Below are 17286 nucleotides of genomic sequence, written 5' to 3' on the forward strand. Positions count from 1 at the left end.
CCCGAGACATTGAATATGCTCGGGCTTTTTTATTTAGCACTGGTTATGGCTCTTCGCGCGTCATACCAAAATGTTTGTAGGCATGATTGGTTGCCATACGCCCTCGCGGCGTACGCTGCAAAAATCCCTGCTGAATGAGATAGGGCTCCAATACGTCCTCGATAGTTTCTCGCTCTTCGCCGATAGCGGCTGCAAGGTTATCAAGTCCAACGGGTCCCCCCATAAACTTATCAATCACCGCCAGCAGCAATTTTCGGTCCATGTAGTCGAAGCCTTCAGCATCAACATCCAACATATTCAGCGCTTGCGTTGCCACATCCGCGTCAATGTTGCCGTCGGCACAGACCTCCGCATAATCTCGCACGCGGCGCAGCAGACGGTTAGCAATACGCGGTGTACCACGTGAACGACGAGCCACCTCGTGTGCGCCTTCTTCTGTCAGTGACAATCCTAAGCATTGAGCACTACGACCCACGATATGCTGTAAATCAGCCACCTGATAAAACTCAAGACGCTGCACAATACCAAATCGATCGCGTAACGGTGAAGTCAGAGAACCCGCTCGGGTCGTTGCGCCCACCAGCGTAAAGGGAGGCAAATCAATCTTGATAGACCTTGCGGCTGGACCTTCGCCAATCATGATATCAAGCTGATAGTCTTCCATCGCTGGGTACAGAATCTCTTCAACCACCGGAGACAAACGATGAATTTCGTCAATAAACAGCACATCATGTGGCTCAAGATTTGTCAGCATAGCCGCTAAGTCACCCGCCTTCTCTAGCACGGGTCCAGATGTGGTACGCAAATTCACGCCCATTTCATTCGCGACAATATTTGCCAATGTCGTTTTGCCCAATCCCGGCGGGCCGAAAATCAGCAAGTGATCGAGCGCATCACCACGCAGCTTGGCCGCTTTGATGAAAATCTCCATCTGACCACGCACCTGTGGCTGCCCGACATATTCAGATAGGCTTTTAGGACGGATAGCACGATCGATAATCTCTTCTTCGCTCTGCACTTCCGCAGTAATCAGACGGTCAGCTTCAATCATCCTTCATTTACCTCATTGGCGATTACAGCGCCGCGCGCAGTGCATCACGAATTAACGTTTCACTGTCTGCATCTGGTTTGGCAATTTTGCTTATCATACGGCTTGCTTCCTGCGGTTTATAACCAAGAGCAATCAGCGCGGATACCGCCTCCCCTTCAGCATCAATTTCGCTGGCAGGTTTTTTCGCTGCTGGTACCGGCAAATCACTATGATTATTGAACAAATCACCGGTGAGTCCTTTAAAGCGATCCTTCATTTCCACCACGAGACGTTCGGCCGTTTTCTTACCCACGCCGGGAAGTTTGACCAGCGTGCTCACTTCTTCGCGTTCAATCGCCGTAACAAATTGCTGGGCAGACATGCCTGATAAAATTGCCAGCGCCAGTTTTGGCCCTACACCATTGACTTTAATCAGCTCGCGAAACAGCGCGCGCTCTTGTTTATTATTAAAACCGTACAGCAACTGCGCATCTTCACGCACCACAAAATGAGTGAAGATAATAACTTCCTGTCCTAGTTCGGGAAGCTCATAAAAACAGGTCATCGGCATGTGGACTTCATAGCCTACGCCGTTGGCTTCCAGCAGCACTTCTGGCGGCTGTTTTTCCAGAATAATTCCTCTGAGACGACCTATCACGCGCAATTCCTCTTAAATAGTAAACTCTTTCATTATGACCTACAGCTTATACCATAAAAAAGGCTGGATGAATATCCAGCCTATTATAGTTCGATCTGATTTACTTTAAACGCCCACGAGCAAGATTCAACCGAGTCGGACTCGCGCGTAATGCGTTCTGGCTGACATGGCAATGCGTGATCGCCACAGCCAACGCATCAGCGGCATCCGCCTGTGGATTCGCAGAGAGTTTCAGCAGTGAACGCACCATATGCTGAACCTGCGCCTTTTCCGCAGCGCCGGTTCCAACGACCGTCTGCTTGATCTGCCGCGCAGCATATTCGAATACGGGCAAATCAACGTTGACGGCAGCAACAATGGCCGCACCACGAGCCTGGCCTAGCTTTAAGGCCGAGTCTGCATTCTTCGCCATAAAAACTTGTTCAATAGCAAAAATATCTGGCTGGAACTGGGTGATGATCTCACTAACGCCGGCATACACCAGCTTCAGGCGAGTGGGTAAATCATCGACAGAGGTGCGAATGCACCCGCTGCCGAGATATTCGAGCTTTCGCCCCACCTGACGGATCACACCATATCCCGTGATCCGTGAGCCGGGGTCAATCCCGAGGATGATACTCATTCCAGAGTAGCCGCAACCTCGTCGGAAACTTCACCGTTGTGATAAACTTCCTGCACATCGTCACAATCTTCCAGCATATCGATCAGACGCATCAGCTTAGGTGCTGTTTCTGCATCCATTTCCGCCTTAGTGGAAGGTATCATAGAAACTTCAGCGGACTCAGCAACCAGACCGGCAGCATCTAACGCATCTTTCACTTCGCCAAAAGTTTCCCATGGGGTGAAGACGTCGATAGCGCCGTCATCATAGGTCACTACGTCATCAGCACCCGCTTCCAACGCCGCATCCATCACGGTATCTTCGTCCAGACCCGGTGCATAGGAAATAACGCCTTTCTTGGTGAACAGGTAAGAAACAGAACCATCAGTTCCCAGATTCCCCCCCGTTTTCGTGAAAGCATGACGCACTTCAGCTACGGTACGGTTGCGGTTATCACTCAGGCACTCAACCATGATCGCAGAACCACCAGGACCATATCCTTCATAGATGATGGTTTCCATGTTGGTATCATCATCACCGCCTACACCACGCGCGATTGCACGGTTCAACGTATCGCGGGTCATGTTGTTGGACAGCGCTTTATCGATAGCCGCGCGCAGACGTGGGTTCGCACCCGGATCACCACCGCCTAATTTCGCAGCAGTAACCAGCTCGCGAATAATTTTGGTGAAGATTTTACCGCGCTTAGAATCCTGCGCGGCTTTACGGTGTTTCGTGTTGGCCCACTTACTATGACCTGCCATATGTTTCTCCGGTAAAAGCCGTAGGGCTTTAAAAATGACAAACTTTACGCCTGTTAGGATGAATAGTGGCAAACGCCAAAAGTTAACCTCTTAAACGATTTGCCACACAGGCACTTAATCAATGAACGAGTTCTTCAATCGCCTGCCGGTTGCTCCACGACTTGGTGAGCTGGGCAGCCTGCTCAACGTCTAGCCATTGATAAGCCAGATGTTCCGTCAGCGGGATCTCTCGCTCCGACGGCAGCGCCAGACAGAACCAGTGCTCCAAATTGCGAGTCACACCGGGTGCATAGCGATGGCGCAAATGCGCAAATAACTCAAACTCCACACAGTGCTGACAGTCCGTCAATAACAGGTTTTCACCTGTAATATCAATACCCACTTCTTCCTTTACTTCACGCTGTGCGGCGTGCGGCGCAGATTCGCCCTCTTCCAGACTGCCGGTAACCGACTGCCAGAAATCAGGATCGTCGCGCCGCTGTAACATCAGCACCCGACCACTCTGGCGAGCATAAATGACCACCAGAATCGACTCAGGACGCTTATATGCCATTAGGCTTTCTCTGCTTCGTCTGCGCTGCCCTTTTTGGCAACCACAGAGATAGAGAGTTCCTGCAATGACGCAGGATTTGCAAAACTTGGGGCATCGGTCAGAGGATCAGCCGCTGCCGTTGTTTTAGGGAACGCAATAACATCGCGGATGTTATCGGTACCGGTCAACAACATCACCAGACGATCCAGACCAAAGGCCAGACCTGCATGTGGTGGAGTACCGTATTTCAGCGCGTCCAACAGGAAGCCAAACTTATCGCGCTGTTCCTGTTCAGTGATCCCAAGAATACCAAATACGGTTTCCTGCATTTCGCCGTTATGGATACGCACAGAGCCACCGCCTACTTCATAGCCGTTCATGACCATGTCGTATGCGTTAGCAATTGCGCCGACGGGATGAGCCTTCAGCTCGGCTGGGGAGATATCGCGTGGCGCAGTGAATGGATGGTGCATCGCAGCCAATCCACCTTCACCGTCGTCTTCAAACATAGGGAAGTCGATAACCCACAGCGGAGCCCAGCTATCTTCGTTAGTCAGCTTCAGTTCGCGACCCACCTTCAGACGCAACGCGCCCATCGCATCGGTAGCGATTTTGCTCGTGTCGGCACCAAAGAACAGAATGTCTTCACTTTGTGCACCGGTACGTTCCAAAATAGATTCTAAAACATCAGCGTTCAGGAATTTGGCAATTGGGCTTTGAACTCCTTCCATTCCCGCAGCACGGTCATTGACCTTCATCCACGCTAAACCTTTAGCACCATAGATGCTGACGAACTGACCGTATTCATCAATGATTTTACGCGTCAGATGTGCACCACCGGGTACGCGCAGCGCAATGACTCGGCCTTTAGGATCATTCGCTGGACCGGAGAAGACTTTGAAATCAACGTCTTTAACCAGATCGGCAACGTCCACCAGCTCCAGTGGGTTACGCAGATCGGGTTTGTCGGAACCATAACGACGCATCGCTTCAGCAAACGTCATCACTGGGAATTTGCCCAGATCAACACCCTTGATTTCCTGCCATAAAGAGCGAGCCAGTTCTTCCATCACTTCACGCACTTGTTCTGCGCTCATGAAGGAAGTTTCCACATCGATCTGAGTAAATTCAGGCTGACGGTCAGCACGCAGGTCTTCATCGCGGAAGCACTTAACGATCTGATAGTAGCGATCGAAACCAGACATCATCAGCAGCTGTTTGAACAACTGTGGGGACTGCGGCAATGCGTAGAACTTACCTTTATGTACACGGCTTGGAACCAAATAGTCGCGCGCACCTTCAGGCGTTGCCTTGGTCAGCATCGGCGTTTCGATGTCAAGGAAACCGTGGTTATCCATGAAACGACGCACAAACGCAGTGATGCGCGCGCGCGTTTTCAGACGCTGCGCCATTTCTGGACGACGCAGGTCGAGGTAACGATATTTTAGGCGATTTTCTTCACTGTTAGTCTGGTTGAAATCTAACGGTAAAGGTTCTGAACGGTTGATGATAGTCAGCGCGTGACCAAACACTTCCACTTCACCCGTGGACATCTCTTTATTCTTTTGGCTATCTGGACGTGCACGCACGGTACCCGTGATTTGCACACAGAATTCGTTACGCAGCTCTGAAGCCTGCTGGAACGCTTCCTGATGATCCGGATCGAAGAATACCTGTACCACGCCTTCACGGTCACGCAGATCGATGAAGATTAAACCACCCAGATCGCGGCGGCGATGTACCCAACCGCAAAGCGTCACTTCCTGACCCTCATGGGACAAATTCAACTGCCCGCAATAATTAGTACGCATAACGATATCCTTTGGCTTTCTTATATACTTCACCGATGCCGCACCCGAACGTAGGCCGGGTGGGTGCTGCCTGTGCAGCCCTATTTAAACTAGTTAACTCAGTGCTTTCTAATTCTCTGACTTCACTGACTTTGGCTTAAAGTCAGTGGCATACCATCCGGTCCCCTTCAATTGGAAACCCGCGGCAGAAACGCGTTTTTTCAGCGTCGGTTTTCCACACGCCGGACAATCAACCAACGGCGCATCAGACATTTTTTGCAATTTCTCTAACTGATGATTGCAGTCGCTACAAGCGTATTCGTAGATCGGCATAGCTAGTGATAGATTACATGTTTGATGAAAAAAGGCGGCTATTATAAAGGAAATTCGCCGCTGCGATAAGAGCGGGCGCGCACTTTGCGCGGAATCTCGCCATCGATTAAAAACCACCCATTTTATTGCTTTTAAGACGCTATCGGCCTAGCTGTTTATTTTTACAGCGAAATAGTACATGACTGTCCATTTTGACGCTTATCCTAATCAATAAGAGTTGATAAGAATCAATCAAATACTACAAATTCGTCGTCGAATAGATCTTTTGCCCTTCACAACTTAACGGAACCTATCAGGCAATAGGTACACCACGATGTGCTTGAAAGTCTTGGAGAAACAAATTACGCCCGCGCTCATCCAAGGCAATCATCTATGGTATATTTTTTAAAGTCCCTACTCAGGAGCAACGTAGAAATGATGTATATCGGTTTGCCTCAGTGGCAACATGCAGCTTGGCATAAAATTGGATTACGCGACCTTGCTGATTACAGCCGATATTTTAACTGCGTCGAGGGCAACACCACATTTTACGCACTACCAAAGCCAGAAATTGCCAGACGCTGGCGTGACATGACCGATGATAATTTTCGTTTCTGCTTTAAATTTCCGTCGATCATCAGCCATCAGGCCGCGCTCATACAGTGCACTGAACAGCTTAGCGCCTTCTACTCCAGTTTACAGCCCGTACATTCACGCATCGGTCAGCTTTGGCTACAACTTCCCGCCGCCTTTGCGCCTCAGCATTTACCGCGTCTGTGGCAATTTTTAGATGCATTGCCCAAAGAATTCACCTATGGCGTAGAAGTACGGCACCCTGATTTCTTTGCCAAAGGGGAAGCTGAGCGTGCGTTTAACCGCGGCCTGCATGAACGACAAATTAACCGAGTCTTGCTAGACAGCCGACCGGTGCATCATGCCAAACCTCTCACACCCGCGGTACGCGATGCACAACAAAAAAAGCCCAAGCTACCTGTTCACGCTGTACTCACTGCTGATAACCCACTGGTGCGTTTTGTTGGCGGTGATGTTTTAGAAGACAACCGTCTTTGGCTGCAACAATGGGAAAAGAAATTAGCGGATTGGAGCCATAGCCATACTCCTTATCTTTTTATTCATACGCCTGATTGCACAGATGCGCCACAGCAGGCTCGCGCACTTTGGCCATTGCTGAGCCAAAAAATAAAGCATCTTCCACCACAGCCAGATTGGCCGTTGCAAACCTCGTTATTCTAGAATCTAGGTCACAAGTTTAACCGAACTGATGGTTTAACGAACGAACTCCGTACCCGCCAGCGATTTTTCCTAGGGACAATTTTCCGATGTCTCGCTATTATTCATCTGCCGGTAAATTATTGGGCGATGGAGCTAAAAAATGGTAAGCGCGCTTTATGTCGTGCTCGGCGCACTGTTATTGATCAAACTGTCTTTGAACGTCGTCAAACTGCGTATGCAGTATCGTGTGGCCTACGGTGACGGCGGGTTTTATGAACTACAGACTGCGATACGTGTTCATGGCAACGCAGTGGAGTACATTCCTATTGCAGCCATTTTGCTTGTCATGATGGAGATGAATGGCTCTCTGATCTGGATGATTCACGTATGTGGGATCCTTTTGATCGCGGGTCGGTTGATGCATTCTTATGGATTACGCCATCGTGAAATTCGCTGGCGCCGTTCTGGAATGAGTGCAACCTATATTTCACTGGTATTGATGGTTTTAGCCAACCTCTTCTACCTGCCATGGGATCAGATGTTTACGCTAGATTAATGCCTTTCTTAAAAGAGTCTGTGTTAAAGGAGGAGAGTTTCCTCTCCTCCTTAGATGCGACTTGAATCAGCTAACAAACCTTAACGCTGCTTCAAGCAGTTGCACGACGGCAACCATGAATTTCGCAAGAACCGTCAATAGTTCAAGAAATTTCATACGCTCTCTCCGAGTAAGGAGCACTAACGATGGCTTTGCCTTTCCGCTGCCTATCAGCCATCGGATTGTTGAAAAACACTAACGTGCTTCCTTGAGTTAAGGCACCAATCGACACCACTCGCTATTGGCTAGGACTTAAAACTCGTTGCCCGTTTGCGGCTCAGAACACGTTACGCCTTTCAACAAAAGTGATTATATGCCAGAATACTGTATATGCAACCAGTTGTTTTAATGCTGTTAGTTAAGATTGTTGTAATGCCCAATGAATTGACTTGCTCTGCTTGCCATCATATATTTATCACGTTGAAGAACACTAACGTGCGCCGCGGCTACCAACCGCAGCGGAAAACAAAAAAACCTCGTTTATCCACGAGGTTTTTTTGTTTTTGTCGCACACGTCGGAGACGCCAATCAAAAAAGCAATCCGCAGATTGCCTTTTCGATGTGACTTTTTGATTAAATCTTCGCTTTCTTACGAGAGAGCAAAAAACCAACCCACAGCACTGCAACCCAAATAGGTAACAGGATCACTGAAATTCTAATACCTGGGGTCATATACATAATCACCAGAATCAGGGCTAAAAATGCTAGGCAGAGATAATTACCATACGGATACCACAGAGCTTTAAATGCGGTCGTAACACCTTGCTGATTCTTCGCGGCTTTAAACTTAAGATGCGCCATACAAATCATCACCCAGTTAATGACCAGCGTTGAAACCACCAAGGCCATCAATAGCTCAAACGCCTCACCCGGCATAAGATAATTAATCAGCACCACCGCAGACGTCGTCAGCGCGGACAAACCAATAGAGAGAATGGGCACGCCTCGGCGGTTAACTTTTGTCAACACCGCGGGCGCATTACCCTGCTTTGCCAAACCGAAAAGCATTCGGCTGTTGGAATAGACGCAACTGTTATACACAGACAATGCGGCGGTCAACACGACAATATTGAGCGCGGTCGCAACCCAATTGCTATCCAATGCATGGAAGATCATCACAAAAGGACTTCCCCCCTGCACAACGTTTTGCCAAGGATAAAGCGACAACAAAACGGTCAGCGAACCAATATAGAAAATCAGGATTCTATACACGACTTGGTTTGTGGCTTTAGGGATACTTTTGCGCGGTTCACTGGCTTCAGCAGCAGTAATGCCTACCAGTTCCAGTCCACCAAATGAAAACATAATGACCGCCATAGCCATAATCAGCCCATGCCAGCCGTTGGGGAGGAAGCCACCCTGCGTCCACAGATTAGTGATACTGGCCTGTGGTCCACCGGAGCCGGATGCTAGCATCCATGCGCCAAAGACAATCATGCCGATAATGGCGCCAACCTTGATGATTGCAAACCAGAATTCGGTTTCACCGTACACACGCACGTTGACCAGATTGATAATGTTAATGATGACAAAGAACCCAGCCGCAGACATCCACGTGGGAATATCAGGCCACCAGTACTGGATATAAATACCTACCGCCGTCAGCTCAGCCATTCCCACCAGCACAAACATGACCCAATAGTTCCAACCTGCTAAGAACCCAGCAAAGCTGCCCCAGTACTTATAAGCAAAGTGACTAAATGATCCGGCGACCGGCTCCTCAACCACCATTTCGCCCAGTTGGCGCATGATCAGGAACGCAATAAAACCACCGATAGCATAGCCGAGTAAAACGGATGGCCCCGCCATTTTGATCGTTTGCGCAATACCCAGAAATAATCCCGTACCAACGGCACCGCCCAGTGCTATCAGTTGGATATGTCTATTCTTTAATCCCCTTTGCAGGGTTTCTTCTTGTTGTTGCAGATCGCCCATTTTTTCCTCTGTGCGATAGCGTCATTAGCGCTGTGTGAACGCTGAACCGTGGCGCATCGTATTATTTTATTTACATTGCGGGCTGCTTTGTATCACTTCCTGACTATTGCAATCAAGCCAAACTTCATGCTAGGCATGCTAACTGTTGCCAGTTTATCCAATCGTCAACGCACTTATTTGTGCTATATCTGCCACGCACAACCCTCTTATTTGCGAGGGAATAGCCGCAACAGGCGTTTATCTGCTAAAATATGCGCCCTTTGTTGAAACCGCATGCATCCTTGCTTATGTCAAACCGCGATACACTTTCTGATAACACTTTTGATGCCGCTTCGGGTGGCAACGACGGTAGCGCTGACCGCGATACGCTTTTCTCGGCCCCTATTGCCAAACTTGGGGACTGGACTTTTGACGAACGCGTCGCCGAAGTCTTCCCCGATATGATCCAACGCTCAGTGCCGGGTTATTCCAACATTATTTCTATGATCGGAATGTTGGCAGAGCGCTTTGCCCAGCCCAATACTAAAGTGTATGACTTAGGCTGCTCGTTGGGTGCTGCGACGCTCTCCATGCGTCGTAATATTCGTGCGCAAGGATGCCAGATCGTCGCCGTCGATAACTCTCCCGCGATGGTTGAGCGCTGCCGCCGCCATATTGACGCCTTCCGAGCTCAAACGCCGGTTGAGGTTATTGAAGCCGATATTCAAAATATTGCTATCGAGAACGCCTCTATGGTGGTGCTCAATTTTACGCTGCAGTTTTTAGCCCCAGAAGAACGCCAGTCTCTACTGAATAAAATTTATCAAGGCTTACTGCCGGGGGGCGTTTTGGTACTGTCGGAGAAATTTAACTTTGAAGACAAAACATTAGGTGAATTGCTGTTTAACATGCACCACGACTTCAAACGTGCCAACGGCTACAGTGAGCTAGAAATCAGCCAAAAGCGCAGCATGTTAGAAAATGTGATGCTGACTGACTCGGTCGAAACACACAAAAGCCGACTGAGTCAGGCTGGTTTTGAACACGCTGAAATATGGTTCCAATGTTTTAACTTCGGCTCCTTGCTGGCCGTAAAAGGAGACGTCGTCGCATGATCGAATTTGGTAATTTCTATCAACGAATCGCAAATAGTCCTTTAAGCCACTGGCTGGAGGTTCTGCCGGCACAGCTAGCCGCATGGCAGCGTGAGTCGTTGCATGGCAAATTTAAAGACTGGTTTAACGCCGTCGATCGTCTTCCTGAAATGACACCGCACTCTCTGGATTTGCTCAATGGCGTTCGCGCTCAAGCAGAGCCTGAACTGGGGCCGGGTCAGAAAGAAGGGATTGAGAAAATGCTACGCGCACTGATGCCGTGGCGCAAAGGGCCATTTGATCTATATGGTATCCATATCAATACCGAATGGCGTTCAGATTGGAAATGGGAGCGTGTATTACCGCACATTTCGCCTCTGGAAGGTCGCACTATTCTTGACGTCGGCTGTGGCAGCGGATACCACCTATGGCGCATGATTGGTGCAGGGGCACATTTCGCCGTAGGTATCGACCCTATGCAACTGTTCCTATGCCAATTTGAAGCGGTACGTAAGCTGCTGGGTGGCGATCAACGCGCGCATCTATTACCGCTAGGCATTGAGCAATTGCCTGAGCTCGCCGCCTTCGACACGGTATTTTCCATGGGGGTTTTATACCACCGCCGTTCGCCGCTCGATCATCTATATCAGCTAAAAAATCAGTTGGTGAAAGACGGTGAGCTGGTACTGGAAACCATTGTCATCGAAGGTGATGAAAATCAGGTGTTAGTACCTGGTGACCGCTATGCTCAGATGCGCAATGTATATTTCATTCCGTCGGCTAAAGCGCTGGTTAAATGGTTGGAAAAATGCGGTTTTGTCGATGTACGCATCGTGGATTCTTGCGTGACCTCATTAGAGGAGCAACGCCGTACTGACTGGATGATCAGCGAGTCTTTAGCAGAGTTCCTCGATCCCAACGACCAAAGCAAAACCGTGGAAGGCTACCCAGCACCAATTCGCGCGGTTATTGTTGCCCGTAAGCCTTAATCCACAACGGGCGAAAAAAAGCCCCAACGATTTTTGTTGGGGCCATACTGTTTAGCGAAACTTCCACTAAAATTCGTACTACTTCTACTGGAACTGTACGACACACGTCTGCATCATGCAGAACGTGGAAACGGCTCACCTAAGCTTAACGCCGTTTTCATCGCTTCAACCACTTCGCCATCTACACAATAGTGGGTGAATTCATCAAATTCACTGTCTGAACACATCGTGACGCCAGCTTTACGATAACGCATTTCAGAAGGCACCATATGACCGGCGGAGCTGTGCACCTCAGTTAATCCAATTTCTTGAAACTTGTGCAGATTGGTTAAACGCACGCCTGCACCTGCCATAATGACTGGACCTTGTGTGGCATTCAGTAGCTCTTTCAGTAGTGGCAGCCCGACCTCAGCGCTCTGCTGCTGACCCGATGTCAGAATGCGCGCAATCCCTAAATCGGTCAACTGGCTCAATGCCACCATCGGACTTACACACATATCAAAAGCACGGTGGAAAGTGATGGCCATATTGCCACTCAGCTGCATCAGCTCACGCATTCTTGGCAAATCGATATGCCCTTCCGCATCTAACAAACCAACAACCGCACCGGGAAACCCCATATCGCGAATCATTGCCATGTCATTTTTCATCACTTCAAAATCAGTATAGCTATAACAAAAATCTCCGCCGCGAGGACGAATAATAGGATGCACAGGGATAGAAACCTTATCTCGCACCCATTTCAACGTGCCATAGCTTGGCGTTAACCCCCCATCTAACTGGCTGGCACAGAGTTCTATGCGATCCGCACCGGCACGTTCCGCCGTGAGGGCGCACTCTGCCCCAAAGCAACAAATTTCCAATTTCATACTAAAATACCTCCAAAAAACCGCCAAGACAGACTACGTTACGTGAAAACTTTTCATTCCAACGCATTGATGCTTGAGAAAGAGGAGCCTTCTCGCGTAGGCTGAAAAAAACCGTGATATATCTCACTCTCGGTCATGAACTCTTGATACGCTAAATACTCTTTATGCAGACACGCAAAAACATCACTGGCTGATGATAACCATGATAATTTCGTCACTCGTGTTGCAATTGCCTACTGGGCAGGAACTAAGCCTACTAAAGGATGAATACTATGACATTCAATTTTGATGAATGGGTCGACAGAAGTCACAGTGATAGCCAGAAATGGAACAAATATGCGAACAAAGACATCATTCCGATGTGGGTCGCAGATACCGACTTCCGCTCACCACCCGCTGTGATTGACGCTCTTCAAAAACGCGTTGCAGAGGGCGTGTTTGGCTACGGCGACCCATCACAAGAATTGGTGCAGATATTTATCAAGCGCATGCGCGATTTATATCAATGGGATGTGAAGCCTGAGTGGCTGGTATTTTTGCCAGGTATGGTATGTGGTTTGAACTTAAGCGTGCGTGCATTTACCGATCCACAACAGCATACGCTGGCGCCGTTCCCAATTTATCCGCCGTTTGTTAAATCATCCCGTTTCGCACATCGTCAGCAGTTGCAAATTCCAGTCAAGCTCAATAACCAACGCTGGGTGATGGATTTAGCGAGCGCCGAGCAGCAGCTCACCGGTAACGAAAAACTTCTGATGCTGTGTAACCCACATAATCCGGGCGGAACGGTCTATACACGAGAAGAGCTCGAAGAACAGCTCGCCTTTGCTCAGCGCCACAATCTTCTGATTTGTTCGGACGAAATTCATTGTGACTTACTGCTAGAACCCGGCGTTAAGCACGTCCCAATTGCTTCACTCAATGATGACGCCGCACAGCGCAGCATTACGCTGATGGCGCCATCCAAAACCTACAACATTGCAGGCTTAGGTGCGACGATAGCTATTATCCCGAACAAAAACCTGCGCGATCGTTTTATTACCGAACGCACCGGCGTCGTCCCGAGCGTGGATATTCTGGCCTACGTCGCGGCTGAAGCCGCCTATCGCGATGGCCAAGAATGGTTGAATGCGCAGCTAGACTATCTGCGCGGCAACCGAGATCTGCTCGTTGCCAGAATTAATGCGATGAAAGGTCTATCTACAGTTAACCTTGCAGCGACCTATCTCGCGTGGGTTGATGCCTCAGCGCTACCGGTGGACAATCCCCATGCGTTCTTCGAGCAGGCGGGCGTGGGTTTATCACCGGGCGCAGACTTTGGTAATGCTAAATTTGTACGCATTAACTTTGGCTGTAACCGTGGACTGTTAACAAAAGCACTGGATCGTATGGAAAACGCAATAAACGCGCTCTAAGCCTGCTAAAAAAAGCGCCGTTATCTCTACGATAATGGCGTTTTTTTGATTTCTTATATCCGCAATCGACCAACCGTGACGTTATTGCTGCTCACTCGCCACGATTTCACGAATAGAATACGGGTGAAACTTGATGGTAATCTCACCGTCGGTGACAGCCAACGTTGGGTTAGGTAAACGTTCCGACTCCCCTTTTGGGCTACTAAATTTTAGCTTGATCCCCGGAGCCAGCAGCGCTGAATCGGATAACAACTCAAGTGCTCGTGGATGTAAGGTCTCAGGATCGCCTGCAATAACCAGCTCGACATGCTCCCAACCTTCGTGTGGGTAGCGCTTTTCGCCGGGGTACGGCAACTCTACGCAGTCAATCTGCCACGGTCCCACCGATAATGGCTGGTGTAAATCAAACAGACAGATTGGGCGACCATTAATCATATTTTCAGACAACAACGAGCTACATGTTTCAAACCCACTGCGCCAGCGCTCGGCCGTGGTATTTTGATGACAACGCAGAGAAATATGATCGGCACTAAAGGCAGAGAGATCCAATTCCAACTTATCTGCAAAAATTTGCAGCAGCGCGGTAAAACGAACCAGATCGGCCTCCAGATCATGTAGCGCATCAATGTCTGCTAAAAATGTCATTTCCACTCTCTCTCCGCTATCAGCAAGGTTGCGTACTTTACCTGCTCTTTTAGCAGACTTCCATGCCCTATTTATTCCCAGAATCTGCGCAGCTTAAGCGCATGCTTGCTGACTCATGCTGCGAATTGACATATAATTATCGGCTGTTTTGGTGTGAATACACCTTGATGAACGAACTCACATATAAAACGCCGTCGTCACACACGTCAGGCTTTACAAATTTAAGGTAACCCGGTGAATATTCAGGCACTTCTTTCAGATAAAGTCACCCAGGCTCTGGTGGCTGCAGGCGCTCCTGCTAATAGCGAAGCTCTTGTCCGTCAATCCGCGAAAGCACAATTTGGCGACTATCAGGCCAATGGCGTCATGGGCGCGGCCAAGAAACTGGGTATTGCACCACGACAACTGGCAGAACAGGTATTAACTCACCTTGAATTGGGCGGTATCGCAAGCAACGTTGAAATCGCTGGTCCGGGCTTCATTAATATCTTCCTCGATCCCGCATGGCTGGCAAAACAGGTTGAGATGGCACTGGCCGATGAGCGCCTTGGCGTTGCCGCGGTTAAGCCGCAAACCATCGTGGTTGACTACTCTGCACCTAACGTAGCCAAAGAAATGCACGTGGGTCACCTGCGTTCAACCATCATTGGTGATGCTTCCGTTCGTACGCTTGAGTTCCTCGGACACAACGTCATTCGCGCTAACCATGTCGGCGACTGGGGTACCCAATTCGGTATGCTGATCGCTTATCTGGAGAAAATGCAAAACGAACACGCGAATGAGATGGATCTCTCCGATCTGGAAGCCTTCTATCGCGAAGCGAAAAAGCACTACGATGAAGACGCTGAGTTCGCCGAACGTGCACGTGCCTATGTGGTTAAACTCCAAGGTGGCGATGAGTACTGCCGCGAAATGTGGCGTAAGCTGGTCGACATCACCATGTCGCAAAACCAGAAAAACTACCAGCGCCTGAACGTGACCTTAACTAAAGATGACGTGATGGGTGAAAGCCTCTACAACAGCATGTTGCCGGGCATCGTAGCCGACCTGAAAGCTAAAGGACTGGCTGTTGAGAGCGAAGGCGCAACCGTTGTATTCCTCGACGAATACAAAAATAAAGAAGGTGAGCCTATGGGCGTCATCATCCAGAAAAAGGATGGCGGCTACCTGTACACCACCACCGATATTGCCTGTGCAAAATATCGTTATGAAACTCTCGGAGCCGATCGTGTGCTGTATTACATCGACTCTCGTCAACATCAGCACCTGATGCAAGCATGGACTATCGTGCGTAAAGCGGGCTATGTGCCTGACTCCGTCAGCCTCGAACACCATATGTTCGGCATGATGCTGGGCAAAGACGGCAAGCCGTTTAAAACCCGCTCTGGTGGCACCATCAAACTGTCTGACCTGTTGGATGAAGCCGTTGAACGCGCAGGTAAACTGATTGCAGAGAAGAATCCAGATCTGAGCGGCGATGAACTGGCGAAGCTGGTTGAGGTGGTTGGTATTGGCGCGGTGAAATATGCGGATCTGTCAAAGAGTCGTACCACAGACTACATCTTCGACTGGGACAACATGCTCGCGTTTGAAGGAAATACGGCGCCCTACATGCAATACGCCTATACCCGTGTGTCTTCAATCTTCAAGCGTGCGGGTATCGACGAACAGTCACTGAGCGGTAACATCGTCCTCACTGAAGACCGTGAAAAAGCGTTGGCTGCACGTTTGATTCAGTTTGAAGAAACCATCACGCAAGTTGCCCGTGAAGGTACACCGCACGTGATGTGTACTTATCTGTATGACTTAGCGGGTCTGTTCTCCAGCTTCTATGAAGCCTGCCCTATTCTTACCGCAGAGAGTGAAGAACAGCGTAACAGCCGCTTACAGCTTGCTGCGCTGACAGCAAGAACACTGAAGACCGGATTAGATACTCTGGGAATTGAAACCGTAGAGCGCATGTAATTCATCGCTGCGTTATTTAACGCAGGTTACCCCACAAAAAACGGCTCACATGAGCCGTTTTTTCAATGCTAAATGTCCCCAATATACTCAGAACTGGCTTTCATCAAAAAGTCGTTGTTTCTTATCGACTGAATAATTAATGCCATTGAAGTGTAAGGTATAGTTAGCCTGCGTCTTACTCACCGCAGTATCCTCGCAGTCATTGTTTCTTTTGGCTGACTCTGTATGGGTCGAGACTTCATGTACGCTAAGATCGGCAAAACCGGAGGTTGACGTTTTTGAAATAGAGAGGGTTCGAGTTGTTTTATCAGAATACCCCGCGCAATCACCATCCCACTCTGCACCAAAGTCCTCAACCGTGAGTTGATTTACCATCAACGGTAGCGCTCTGTCTTTCAGTACATATAAATTGAGATTGCTATAATAAATAGGGTTTACTCGGGAGGATCCATGGCTGTTAAACCTAACACCGAATGCCCTCAGTTCCGGCGTAAGCTGATAACGAGCGGTGTCAATCGTGACATGGCTTAACGCAATTGCATCGTTAGTAATGGCATGTGGATGATAGTTGCGGGCTAAGATCTTTCCCGATTGTGTATCCGTGACCACAACATCTACGTCATAGTCATAAACGTCGCGATCTCTTTCTTCTGGCTGATTAACTAACATCACCATAATGGTTTTATCCGGCGAGTATGGCCAAACTTTGCATACATTCAAATTATCATCATCCACCGCCCGTTTGCCGTAAAGCTGGTGAGACAAAGATTTAAGTTGCTCTTGGCAATCAGCCATTGCGATAGGTGCTATAACCATAGCACCGGCAAAAATCAAAAATCGTTTCAATCTGTCATCCTTAACAAGTACTGGCCTAATGAGT

General features: G+C 48.9%; 17 protein-coding genes. 6 read left to right on the forward strand and 11 right to left on the reverse strand.

The genetic code is table 11. The annotated features are described in order from the left end of the window. Nucleotides 1-43: 43 nt before the first annotated feature. The 7 genes from ruvB to M988_RS22410 all read right to left on the reverse strand — a co-directional run bounded on the left by ruvB (nt 44) and on the right by M988_RS22410 (nt 5708). A complete protein-coding gene (gene ruvB / locus M988_RS11030) occupies nt 44-1051 on the reverse strand; it encodes a Holliday junction branch migration DNA helicase RuvB (RefSeq protein WP_008813304.1) in 1008 nt (335 codons plus the stop codon). A gap of 22 nt (nt 1052-1073) precedes the next feature. After that, entirely contained in the window at nt 1074-1688 is a 615-nt protein-coding gene (gene ruvA / locus M988_RS11035; RefSeq protein ID WP_008813303.1) for a Holliday junction branch migration protein RuvA, read from the reverse strand. 100 nt (nt 1689-1788) lie between these two features. Beyond that, nucleotides 1789-2310, reverse strand: coding sequence for a crossover junction endodeoxyribonuclease RuvC (gene ruvC / locus M988_RS11040; protein WP_008813302.1), 522 nt, complete (start codon nt 2308-2310; stop codon nt 1789-1791). Then, nucleotides 2307-3053: a YebC/PmpR family DNA-binding transcriptional regulator gene (locus M988_RS11045; RefSeq protein ID WP_008813301.1), complete on the reverse strand. Its 747-nt coding sequence runs from the start codon at nt 3051-3053 to the stop codon at nt 2307-2309. The genes ruvC and M988_RS11045 overlap by 4 nt, the downstream gene beginning before the upstream one ends. A 118-nt stretch (nt 3054-3171) precedes the next feature. After that, entirely contained in the window at nt 3172-3606 is a 435-nt protein-coding gene (gene nudB / locus M988_RS11050; RefSeq protein ID WP_008813300.1) for a dihydroneopterin triphosphate diphosphatase, read from the reverse strand. After that, nucleotides 3606-5396 (reverse strand): aspartate--tRNA ligase, encoded by a 1791-nt coding sequence (gene aspS / locus M988_RS11055; RefSeq protein WP_008813299.1) that lies wholly within the window; start codon nt 5394-5396, stop codon nt 3606-3608. Before aspS ends, nudB begins: the two co-directional genes overlap by 1 nt. A gap of 108 nt (nt 5397-5504) precedes the next feature. Continuing rightward, on the reverse strand, nt 5505-5708 hold the full coding sequence (locus M988_RS22410; RefSeq protein WP_004090264.1) for an FmdB family zinc ribbon protein: 204 nt from the start codon (nt 5706-5708) through the stop codon (nt 5505-5507). Nucleotides 5709-6122: 414 nt separating this feature from the next. On the opposite strand from M988_RS22410, the gene M988_RS11060 reads away from it, so the two are divergent. Both M988_RS11060 and M988_RS11065 read left to right on the forward strand, forming a co-directional pair. Beyond that, nucleotides 6123-6941, forward strand: coding sequence for a DUF72 domain-containing protein (locus tag M988_RS11060; protein WP_039187696.1), 819 nt, complete (start codon nt 6123-6125; stop codon nt 6939-6941). A gap of 139 nt (nt 6942-7080) precedes the next feature. Beyond that, on the forward strand, nt 7081-7476 hold the full coding sequence (locus M988_RS11065) for an MAPEG family protein (protein WP_008813297.1): 396 nt from the start codon (nt 7081-7083) through the stop codon (nt 7474-7476). Nucleotides 7477-8088: 612 nt separating this feature from the next. On the opposite strand, the gene M988_RS11070 is transcribed toward M988_RS11065, so the two are convergent. Further along, a complete protein-coding gene (locus M988_RS11070; protein WP_008813296.1) occupies nt 8089-9450 on the reverse strand; it encodes an amino acid permease in 1362 nt (453 codons plus the stop codon). Nucleotides 9451-9701: 251 nt separating this feature from the next. Here M988_RS11070 and cmoA point away from each other — a divergent pair, with 251 nt between their 5' ends. Together cmoA and cmoB are read left to right on the forward strand one after the other, a co-directional pair. After that, complete coding sequence (gene cmoA, locus M988_RS11075) at nt 9702-10544, forward strand: carboxy-S-adenosyl-L-methionine synthase CmoA (protein ID WP_374057977.1); 843 nt, start codon at nt 9702-9704, stop codon at nt 10542-10544. After that, complete coding sequence (cmoB, locus tag M988_RS11080; RefSeq protein WP_008813294.1) at nt 10541-11512, forward strand: tRNA 5-methoxyuridine(34)/uridine 5-oxyacetic acid(34) synthase CmoB; 972 nt, start codon at nt 10541-10543, stop codon at nt 11510-11512. The genes cmoA and cmoB overlap by 4 nt, the downstream gene beginning before the upstream one ends. A gap of 113 nt (nt 11513-11625) precedes the next feature. On the opposite strand, the gene cutC is transcribed toward cmoB, so the two are convergent. After that, nucleotides 11626-12381 (reverse strand): copper homeostasis protein CutC, encoded by a 756-nt coding sequence (gene cutC / locus M988_RS11085; RefSeq protein WP_004090284.1) that lies wholly within the window; start codon nt 12379-12381, stop codon nt 11626-11628. A 272-nt stretch (nt 12382-12653) separates the two neighbouring features. Between cutC and M988_RS11090 the strand changes: the two genes are divergently transcribed. Then, on the forward strand, nt 12654-13796 hold the full coding sequence (locus M988_RS11090; protein WP_008813292.1) for a MalY/PatB family protein: 1143 nt from the start codon (nt 12654-12656) through the stop codon (nt 13794-13796). An 81-nt stretch (nt 13797-13877) separates the two neighbouring features. Here M988_RS11090 and M988_RS11095 read toward each other — a convergent pair whose 3' ends face one another. After that, the gene (locus M988_RS11095; RefSeq protein WP_064574135.1) at nt 13878-14441 is read right to left on the reverse strand and encodes a VOC family protein; all 564 of its coding nucleotides are present in this window, start codon (nt 14439-14441) and stop codon (nt 13878-13880) included. Between the two features lie 234 nt (nt 14442-14675). Between M988_RS11095 and argS the strand changes: the two genes are divergently transcribed. Then, nucleotides 14676-16406, forward strand: a complete 1731-nt coding sequence (gene argS, locus M988_RS11100) for an arginine--tRNA ligase (protein ID WP_064574138.1) — start codon at nt 14676-14678, stop codon at nt 16404-16406. 87 nt (nt 16407-16493) lie between these two features. Here the strand turns inward: argS and M988_RS11105 are convergent, their stop codons facing one another. Next, nucleotides 16494-17252: a PA3715 family protein gene (locus M988_RS11105; protein WP_048797681.1), complete on the reverse strand. Its 759-nt coding sequence runs from the start codon at nt 17250-17252 to the stop codon at nt 16494-16496. Nucleotides 17253-17286 lie beyond the last annotated feature (34 nt).

It is taken from the genome of Hafnia paralvei ATCC 29927 (genome assembly GCF_001655005.1).
In the GTDB taxonomy this organism is placed as follows: Bacteria; Pseudomonadota; Gammaproteobacteria; order Enterobacterales; family Enterobacteriaceae; genus Hafnia; species Hafnia paralvei.

What these genes read in the sequence shown, in the direction of transcription:
- ruvB (WP_008813304.1), bottom strand. Translation starts at nt 1,051, where the DNA reads ATGATTGAAGCTGACCGTCTGATTACTGCGGAAGTGCAGAGCGAAGAA.
- ruvC (WP_008813302.1), bottom strand. Translation starts at nt 2,310, where the DNA reads ATGAGTATCATCCTCGGGATTGACCCCGGCTCACGGATCACGGGATAT.
- M988_RS11045 (WP_008813301.1), bottom strand. Translation starts at nt 3,053, where the DNA reads ATGGCAGGTCATAGTAAGTGGGCCAACACGAAACACCGTAAAGCCGCG.
- nudB (WP_008813300.1), bottom strand. Translation starts at nt 3,606, where the DNA reads ATGGCATATAAGCGTCCTGAGTCGATTCTGGTGGTCATTTATGCTCGC.
- aspS (WP_008813299.1), bottom strand. Translation starts at nt 5,396, where the DNA reads ATGCGTACTAATTATTGCGGGCAGTTGAATTTGTCCCATGAGGGTCAG.
- M988_RS22410 (WP_004090264.1), bottom strand. Translation starts at nt 5,708, where the DNA reads ATGCCGATCTACGAATACGCTTGTAGCGACTGCAATCATCAGTTAGAG.
- M988_RS11060 (WP_039187696.1), top strand. Translation starts at nt 6,123, where the DNA reads ATGATGTATATCGGTTTGCCTCAGTGGCAACATGCAGCTTGGCATAAA.
- M988_RS11065 (WP_008813297.1), top strand. Translation starts at nt 7,081, where the DNA reads ATGGTAAGCGCGCTTTATGTCGTGCTCGGCGCACTGTTATTGATCAAA.
- M988_RS11070 (WP_008813296.1), bottom strand. Translation starts at nt 9,450, where the DNA reads ATGGGCGATCTGCAACAACAAGAAGAAACCCTGCAAAGGGGATTAAAG.
- cmoA (WP_374057977.1), top strand. Translation starts at nt 9,702, where the DNA reads ATGCGCCCTTTGTTGAAACCGCATGCATCCTTGCTTATGTCAAACCGC.
- cmoB (WP_008813294.1), top strand. Translation starts at nt 10,541, where the DNA reads ATGATCGAATTTGGTAATTTCTATCAACGAATCGCAAATAGTCCTTTA.
- cutC (WP_004090284.1), bottom strand. Translation starts at nt 12,381, where the DNA reads ATGAAATTGGAAATTTGTTGCTTTGGGGCAGAGTGCGCCCTCACGGCG.
- M988_RS11090 (WP_008813292.1), top strand. Translation starts at nt 12,654, where the DNA reads ATGACATTCAATTTTGATGAATGGGTCGACAGAAGTCACAGTGATAGC.
- M988_RS11095 (WP_064574135.1), bottom strand. Translation starts at nt 14,441, where the DNA reads ATGACATTTTTAGCAGACATTGATGCGCTACATGATCTGGAGGCCGAT.